Source organism: Stenotrophomonas genospecies 3, assembly GCF_054473855.1.
This window is the reverse complement of record NZ_JBTMUR010000009.1, coordinates 236037-243355: the sequence shown is the minus strand read 5'-3', so window position 1 is coordinate 243355 and position 7319 is coordinate 236037. Positions and strand designations below refer to the sequence as shown.

Below are 7319 nucleotides of genomic sequence, written 5' to 3'. Positions count from 1 at the left end.
GGAAGTGAAACGCAGCTGCGCCGATGGTAGTGTGGCTCAAGCCATGCGAGAGTAGGTCATCGCCAGGGTTTACACCCAAAACCCCGCTGCTTACGCAGCGGGGTTTTTCTTTGTGCGCGCGAAATGCGGGTAGTGCCGGCCGCTGGCCGGCAACCCGATGGCGATACATCGCCCGTTAGATCCAGGCCATACGCGGATATTCTCCGCGGGTAGCCACAGCGCCAACCAAGGTTGGCGTCTACCGAGGGCATGCGGACCCACAGTAGATCCACGCCGTGCGTGGATGGGCTGTCCCTGCGAAGATCGGTGCCAACCCCGGCAGCAGGCCAGACAGTGCGCGTCGCTGTGATTGCCGGCCAGCGGCCGGCATTACCAGTAGATCCACGCCATGCGTGGATGCCCTCCGTGAGGAACCACGGCGCCAACCAAGGTTGGCAGCTACTGGCAGCAAGGCCTACGCAACAAAAAGACGGCGCCCTGCGGGCGCCGTCTTGATCAGGATCGAACTGAAGGCCCGGATCAGGCGGCCTGCGAGACCTCGTGCGGTTCCTGCTGGCGGAACACCGACACCGCCTCGGTAAGCGTACCCGCCTGCGATTGCAGCTCGCGTGCGGCGGCGGTGGCTTCTTCCACCAGCGCGGCATTCTGCTGCGTCGCCTGATCCATCTGCACCACGGTCTGGTTGATCTGCTCGATACCGATCGACTGCTCCTGCGACGCCGCGGAAATCTCGCGCATCAGGTGGCTGACATCCTCCACGCCGCCAACAATGCCCTGCATGCGCTGGCCGGCGTCGGCCACCAGCTGGGCACCCTCACCCACCTGGCGGCCGGCTTCGTCGATCAGCTTCTTGATCTCCTGGGCCGCCGCCGCAGAGCGCTGCGCCAGTACCCGCACCTCGCTGGCCACGACCGCGAAGCCTCGGCCCTGTTCGCCGGCGCGTGCCGCCTCCACGGCTGCGTTCAAGGCCAGGATATTGGTCTGGAAGGCAATGCCGTCGATGACGCCGGTGATGTCGCCGATCCGCTTCGAGGCACCTTCGATGGCCTGCATGGTATTCACCACGCGTTGCATGGCTGTGTTGCCGTCACTGGCAGCGCTCTGCGTGGAAGCTGCCAACGCACTGGCCTCACGCGCATGGGCGGCGTTCTGGCGCACGGTGGCGGTGAGTTCCTCCATCGATGCTGCGGTCTCCTGCAGGTGCGCGGCCTGGCGCTCGCTGCGCTCGGACAACGCGCCGTTGCCGGCGGCAATCTCGCTGGCGGCGGTACTGATCGACGCCGCACATTCCTGGATGCGACCGACCATGCGTGCCAACTGACCGGCCGTGGCATTCGCATCGCGCTGGATGGCAGCGAAAGCACCGTGATACTCGCCGTTCATGCGCCGGTCCAGATCGCCATTGGCCAGTGCCGAGAGCATCTGCCGCACTTCGTTGACGGTGCTGCCGAGCGTATCGAGCAGCTGGTTGATGCCACCGGTCAGCCCATCGAGGAAACTGGCACCTTCAGTGGCCTGCAGGCGCTGGTCGAGATCACCGGCCGCTGCCGCTGCGACGATGCCGGCCACGGCGTTTTCCAGCGCGAGTTCATGGGTGCGGTCATGCCATTCCACGGCGAAGCCCAGGCGCGCGCCCTGCGCATCGAACACCGGGGTGACCACCTGCGCGAAGTGCACGGGGCCGATCTGCACCTTGCCGTTGTGGGTGACCTGCAGGCCGTTGAGGATCGCGCGGATGCGATCCGGGTTGGCGTGGAAGCGGTGGATGCTGCTGCCGACCAGGCGCTCGGCATCGAAGTCGGGGAAGGCCTGGCGCAGTGTTGCCTGCTGGTTGCGCAGCAGGGCCACCACCGAGCGGTTCACGTAACGGATCACGTGGTCGTTGTCGGCAATCATCATCGCGGTGCGCGAGGCATCGAGCGCCTGGCGGATCTGCGCATTCTCGGCATGCGCTTCAGCCTCGCGCCCACGCTGCGCCTGCACGTGGCGGGCGGTATCGGCCAGCGCATGGGCCAGCGAACCGGGTGCATAGGCCGCGGTATCCGCATGTGCGCTCAGATCGGTGCCCGTCGCGATATCGCGCGCCAGTGCCGCCAGGCGGCGTGGGCCGTGGCCAAGTGCCTCGGTCTGCTGCCGCAGGCGCAGCGCGACCTGGCCGAGGAACACGGTCAGGCTGGCGAACAGGCCCGCCTGCAGCAACGTCGGTCCCACGGCTGCGCCGTGCAGCAGCGGTACCAGCAGGGCGAGGGTGCCAACACCACCGGCCAGCCATACCGGCAGGCGATCGCGGTGGCTGAGCAGCACGCCCAGCAACAGCGCAATCGGCAATGCCGGTGACAGGCTGACGATCGCGCACAACAAGGCCAGCTGCAGCGACAACAGCAATGCCAGGCCATTGCGGGCGACGGCCCGGCCCGCCTGTGGACCGGCCAGCCAGAGGGCGGGCAGTACGGCGGCCGCGGCCAACGCAGCGCCCGGTACGTGGGGCCCACGCAGGGCCAGCACGAGGCCAGCCACGGCCAACGCCGCGCTGCCGATCAGCAGTCGACGGTCAGCGCGGCGCGCGAGCTGCTGCAGATGCGGCATGCGGGCGGTATCGGGGGGACGGGAGGATGCAACGGACATCGGCGACTCCTGGATCAGCAAACGACAACAGCCACGCCGCGGCACACGCAGGAGTGCGTGAGCAGGGCGCGAGCCGGGAATTCGGGGAATGCGGCGCGATCAGCGACGCGGAGACGGGACACCGTGGCCACATCCTGTGGGTGACGGTGCAGCAGAGCGGGCATGCGGACTTCCTTGCAGAACCAGACACACGCCGCAGGCCCGACCGGACCTGCGTGCTGCGGACGCAGGGGCCCGCAACTGATGTATCGGCCGCAAACGCGCGGAGTGAAGCGCGCGGATACGTTTGCTCAGCCGGCGTTGCCGTTGCTGAAGAAGTGCAGGATCACGCCCGCGATCTGTTCCGGATCTTCCATGTGCAGGTGATGGTTGCCGGCAAACACCGCCAGACGGCCATCGCGCAGGTGCTGCAGGCGATCGCTGCGCATCGGCTCGGGATAGTACGACTGCGCCGGTGTGGCGTAGATCACCTGCGTCGGGCAGGCGATGGCCTGCAGCAGGTTGTCGATCTGGCCTTCGCTGAGGCGGATCGCAGTGGGCAGCATCAGGCGCGGGTCGCTGCACCAGCGGTAACCACCTTCGACCGGCTCCACGCCGCGCTCGACCAGCAGCCGTGCACAGCGCTCGCTGAGCTGGTTGGTCATCATCCGCGCGCGGATCGGGGCGGCGAGGTCGGGGAACACGCGCAGCTGCTTGCGTGCCAGTGCGCGTGTGGCATTCACATGCTCGCGCAGGCGGTTGGCGGTTTCTTCCTCAGGACCACGCAGGCCGCCGAGTGCTTCGATCGCCACCAGCCGTTCGACACGGTCGCTGACCGAGGCGGTGAGGCTGGCGATGCCCGCGCCCATCGAATGGCCGAGCAGGCTGAAACGGTCCCAGCCCAGCGCGTCGGCGACGTCGAGTACGTGACAGATGGCGGCGGCCGTGGTGTAGCTGGCACCGGCCGGCAGATGCGTGCTGTGGCCGTGGCCGGGCAGGTCGATGGCCACCAGCTGCAACGACGACAGGTGCGGCGCCAGCGGCACGAAGCTGGCCGCGTTGTCGAGCCAGCCATGCAGGGCCAGCACGCGCGGGCCGTCACCGTGGTTGCGCAGGCCGGCGACGCGCGCGCCACCGACCTCCAGTTCAAACGGTTGCAGACTCATGCCAGCGAGGCCACGGCCAGCCGCGCAAGCGCACGCGCGTGCTCCGGTTCGGCGTTGAGGCAGGGGATGTAGCGCATCGTCGCGCCGCGCTCGGCCAGTGTTTCGGTGAAGCCCAGTGCCACTTCTTCCAGCGTCTCCAGACAGTCGGTGGCGAAGCCCGGACACACCACGTCGATCTGCTTCACGCCGGATTCGGCCAGCGCCCACAGGCTGGGCTCGGCATACGGCTGCAGCCAGCGCTCGCGGCCGAAGCGCGACTGATAGCCCATCTGCCAGTCGTCCCTGCCCAGCTCCAGCGCCTTGGCGATGGCCTGCGCACTGGCCTCGCAGCGCTGCGGATACGGATCGCCGGCATCGGCCAGGCGCTGCGGGATGCCGTGGAAGGAGAACATCAGTTTCTGGCCGCGACCGTGCTGTTCCCAGTAGCGGCGGATCGAGCCGGCAACGGCGTCGACCCAGCCCGGATCGACCGAATAGTCGCGTACCAGGCTCACGGTCACGCCCGGATTGCGGCGCTGCCAGGCATCGACGCGGTCTTCGACCGAGGCGGTGGTGGTGGTGGAGTACTGAGGGTAAAGCGGCAGCACCACGACGCGGCGCGCACCATCGGCCGCCAGCCGGTCGAGTTCGCTGGCCAGCGCCGGTTCGCCATAGCGCATTGCATGGCGCACCGTCAGGGTCGGCAACAGCGCTTGCATGGCCTGCGCCAGCTGGCGCGTATGCACCATCAGCGGAGAGCCCTCCGGCAGCCAGACCTGGGCGTACTTGGCCGCTGAACGGCTGCTGCGCAGCGGCAGGATCAGTCCGCGCAGCAACGGCTGCCACAGCAGTGCCGGGATCGAGACCACGCGGGGGTCGGACAGGAATTCAGCCAGGTAACGGCGTACGGCGGGGGCCGTCGGCGTCTCGGGCGTGCCTAGGTTGACCGCCAGCACGGCGGTATCGGGTGCGTCGAGCATGAGCGGTATTGTCGCCGATCCGGTGCCGCGCCGGGATGCAGGGTTCGGATTGCAGGCATAGCGCGCATCAATGTGAGCAGGGAACGCTCATTGGGGATTCATGACAACACTACTAATTTCAGTCACTTGCTATATCTTCCTATGGACTGACTTCTGGAGCCTGCCATGCGTCGCCCGATCCAAGCCCTGCTGATCGCCGCCAGCCTGCTGTCCAGCCAGGCCATGGCCGGACCGCAGGAAGACCAGCGTGCCCGCAATGCCGTGCGCGTGCTGGCTGAAATCCAGGAAATCCCTGAACAGGGCATTCCGGACAAATTGCTCGACGAAGGCCGCGCGGTCATCGTCATTCCCGACACGATCAAGGCCGGTCTGGTCATTGGCGGTCGTCGTGGCCACGGCCTGATGTCCGTGCGCATGCCCAACGGTGCCTGGTCCAACCCGGTGTTCGTGAAGCTCACCGGCGGCAGCATCGGCTTCCAGGCCGGCGTGCAGTCCTCCGATGTGGTGCTGGTGTTCCGCAACGACCGGAGCCTGGACAACCTGGTCAACGGCAAGTTCACGCTGGGCGCCGATGCGGGTGTCGCCGCCGGCCCGGTCGGCCGCAATGCCGCCGCCGCCACCGACGGTCAGCTGAAGGCCGAGATCTGGTCCTGGTCGCGCGCCCGCGGCCTGTTCGCCGGTGTCGCCCTGGATGGTGCGGTGCTGCAGATCGACGATGCCGCCAATCTGGACGCCTACGGCAGCAACACCACGCCGCGCATGATCTTCGAAGGCCGCGCGGCCGGTTCGCCGTCGATGGATGTGGTCACGTTCCGCGACCGCCTGGAAGAGGCCACCTACGCCGCGCGCAACAACCGCAACGGCAACGGCGGTAGCGCGCCGCGCCCGGCAGCGGCCCCGGCGGTTGCTCCGGCGCCTGTTCAGGCAGCGCCGGCCGCCCCGGCCGAAGCCACTACCGCACCGCTGCAGAACGTGCCGCAGAACCCGCCGCCGCAGCAGCAGGGCTTCCAGCCGGTCAACGACGGCGAGATCCGCACGGAAACGCTGGGCGGAAACTGACTTTCGTCACGCGCGCCGGCTGACACCCGGTGCGCTATGCTCGACAGCCTGATCACTAACGTAACGAGCGTCTTTATGGGCAGTTTCAGCATCTGGCATTGGTTGGTCGTGCTGGCCATCGTCCTGCTGGTGTTCGGCACCAAGCGCCTGACCAGTGGCGCCAAGGATCTCGGTTCGGCGGTCAAGGAATTCAAGAAGGGCATGCGCGACGAGGACAAGCCGAACGCGCAGCTGGGCGATGAATCGCGCAGCCAGGACGCCTCGCGCGCCGCGCAGGACGAGCACGACCGTAACGCTCGCTGATCCGGAGCGGTCGCGGTGTTTGATATCGGCTTCAGCGAACTGCTGGTGATTGCGGTGGTTGCCTTGGTAGTGCTCGGTCCCGAGCGCCTGCCCAAGGCGGCCCGCTTTGCCGGCCTGTGGGTACGTCGTGCCCGCAATCAGTGGGATTCGGTGAAACAGGAACTGGAGCGCGAACTGCAGGCCGAGGACATCAAGCGGCAGATGCAGGACGTGCGCCAGGGCATGCAGGACACCGAGAACCAGCTGCGCGCCAGCGGTGAAGCGATCCGTCGCGAAGCGCAGGAGGCCCAGCAGCAGGGCGATACGTTGGCGCAGGAAGTACGCGCGCCGGCGCCCGCGGATCTTCCGCCGCACATGAGCACCGCGCCCGACGCCGATGTGCCCGTACCGGAGAGCGCTGCTCCCGAGCCGATGCCGGCGACACCCCCTGAAGCCGGTGCGACGCCGCCGCAGAGCACGGAGCGCCAGCCATGAGTGAACAGGATTTCGGCGAAAGCTCGCTGGTTGAGCATCTGGTGGAACTGCGTGGCCGCCTGGTACGCGCATTGCTGGGACTGGGCGTGGTGCTGCTGGGCCTGCTGCCGTTTACCCAGAAGCTCTACAACGCACTGGCCGAACCGCTGGTCTCGCAGCTGCCGAACGGGCAGACGATGATCGCCACCAATCCGGCCGGTGCCTTCTTCGCACCGCTGAAGCTGACTTTCTTCGTGGCCCTGTTCGTGGCGGTGCCGTGGCTGCTGTACCAGCTGTGGGCCTTCGTCGCGCCCGGCCTGTATGCGCGCGAGAAGCGCCTGGCGGTGCCGTTGCTGGTGTCCTCGGTGCTGCTGTTCTACACCGGCTGTGCCTTTGCCTACTTCCTGGTGCTGCCGGCGGTGTTCCACTTCCTCACCACCTTCAGCCCGGACGTGATCGCGATCACCCCGGATGCGAACGCCTACCTGGATTTCGTGCTGGCGATCTTCTTCGCTTTCGGCGGCAGTTTCGAACTGCCGGTGGCGATGGTGATCCTGGTGCTGCTGGGCTGGGTGACGCCGCAGCAGTTCAAGGAAGGCCGTGGCTACGCCATCGTCGGCATCTTCGTGGTGGCCGCAGTGCTGACCCCGCCGGACGTGGTCTCGCAGCTGATGCTGGCGATCCCGATGTGCCTGCTCTACGAACTGGGCATCCACGCCGCACGCTGGCTGGTGCCGTCGTCGGTAGTGAAGAAACCCGCCGCCTGAAAGAAGAA

7 protein-coding genes are annotated in these 7319 nt (G+C 67.3%); 4 read left to right on the top strand and 3 right to left on the bottom strand.

The features are described 5' to 3' along the window. Positions 1-519 precede the first annotated feature (519 nt). The 3 genes from ACX9OT_RS14045 to hemH form a co-directional block, all read right to left on the bottom strand. On the bottom strand, positions 520-2625 hold the full coding sequence (locus tag ACX9OT_RS14045) for a methyl-accepting chemotaxis protein (RefSeq protein WP_049462243.1): 2106 nt from the start codon (positions 2623-2625) through the stop codon (positions 520-522). A 290-nt stretch (positions 2626-2915) separates the two neighbouring features. Further along, on the bottom strand, positions 2916-3770 hold the full coding sequence (locus tag ACX9OT_RS14040; RefSeq protein ID WP_277778807.1) for an alpha/beta fold hydrolase: 855 nt from the start codon (positions 3768-3770) through the stop codon (positions 2916-2918). After that, entirely contained in the window at positions 3767-4729 is a 963-nt protein-coding gene (gene hemH / locus ACX9OT_RS14035) for a ferrochelatase (RefSeq protein ID WP_049462244.1), read from the bottom strand. Before hemH ends, ACX9OT_RS14040 begins: the two co-directional genes overlap by 4 nt. A 165-nt stretch (positions 4730-4894) precedes the next feature. On the opposite strand from hemH, the gene ACX9OT_RS14030 reads away from it, so the two are divergent. The 4 genes from ACX9OT_RS14030 (at position 4895) to tatC (ending at position 7311) form a co-directional block, all read left to right on the top strand. Continuing rightward, a complete protein-coding gene (locus ACX9OT_RS14030) occupies positions 4895-5788 on the top strand; it encodes a lipid-binding SYLF domain-containing protein (RefSeq protein WP_100469988.1) in 894 nt (297 codons plus the stop codon). A gap of 75 nt (positions 5789-5863) precedes the next feature. Next, positions 5864-6091 carry a Sec-independent protein translocase subunit TatA gene (tatA, locus tag ACX9OT_RS14025; protein ID WP_032128453.1) on the top strand — a complete coding sequence of 76 codons (228 nt, stop codon included), beginning with the start codon at positions 5864-5866 and terminating at the stop codon, positions 6089-6091. A gap of 15 nt (positions 6092-6106) precedes the next feature. Further along, complete coding sequence (gene tatB, locus ACX9OT_RS14020) at positions 6107-6565, top strand: Sec-independent protein translocase protein TatB (protein ID WP_189720266.1); 459 nt, start codon at positions 6107-6109, stop codon at positions 6563-6565. Further along, positions 6562-7311: a twin-arginine translocase subunit TatC gene (gene tatC, locus ACX9OT_RS14015; RefSeq protein WP_110714192.1), complete on the top strand. Its 750-nt coding sequence runs from the start codon at positions 6562-6564 to the stop codon at positions 7309-7311. The genes tatB and tatC overlap by 4 nt, the downstream gene beginning before the upstream one ends. Positions 7312-7319 lie beyond the last annotated feature (8 nt).

Excerpts from the sequence above, each read along its gene's own strand:
- ACX9OT_RS14045 (WP_049462243.1), bottom strand. The coding sequence starts at position 2,625 with ATGTCCGTTGCATCCTCCCGTCCCCCCGATACCGCCCGCATGCCGCAT.
- ACX9OT_RS14040 (WP_277778807.1), bottom strand. The coding sequence starts at position 3,770 with ATGAGTCTGCAACCGTTTGAACTGGAGGTCGGTGGCGCGCGCGTCGCC.
- hemH (WP_049462244.1), bottom strand. The coding sequence starts at position 4,729 with ATGCTCGACGCACCCGATACCGCCGTGCTGGCGGTCAACCTAGGCACG.
- ACX9OT_RS14030 (WP_100469988.1), top strand. The coding sequence starts at position 4,895 with ATGCGTCGCCCGATCCAAGCCCTGCTGATCGCCGCCAGCCTGCTGTCC.
- tatA (WP_032128453.1), top strand. The coding sequence starts at position 5,864 with ATGGGCAGTTTCAGCATCTGGCATTGGTTGGTCGTGCTGGCCATCGTC.
- tatC (WP_110714192.1), top strand. The coding sequence starts at position 6,562 with ATGAGTGAACAGGATTTCGGCGAAAGCTCGCTGGTTGAGCATCTGGTG.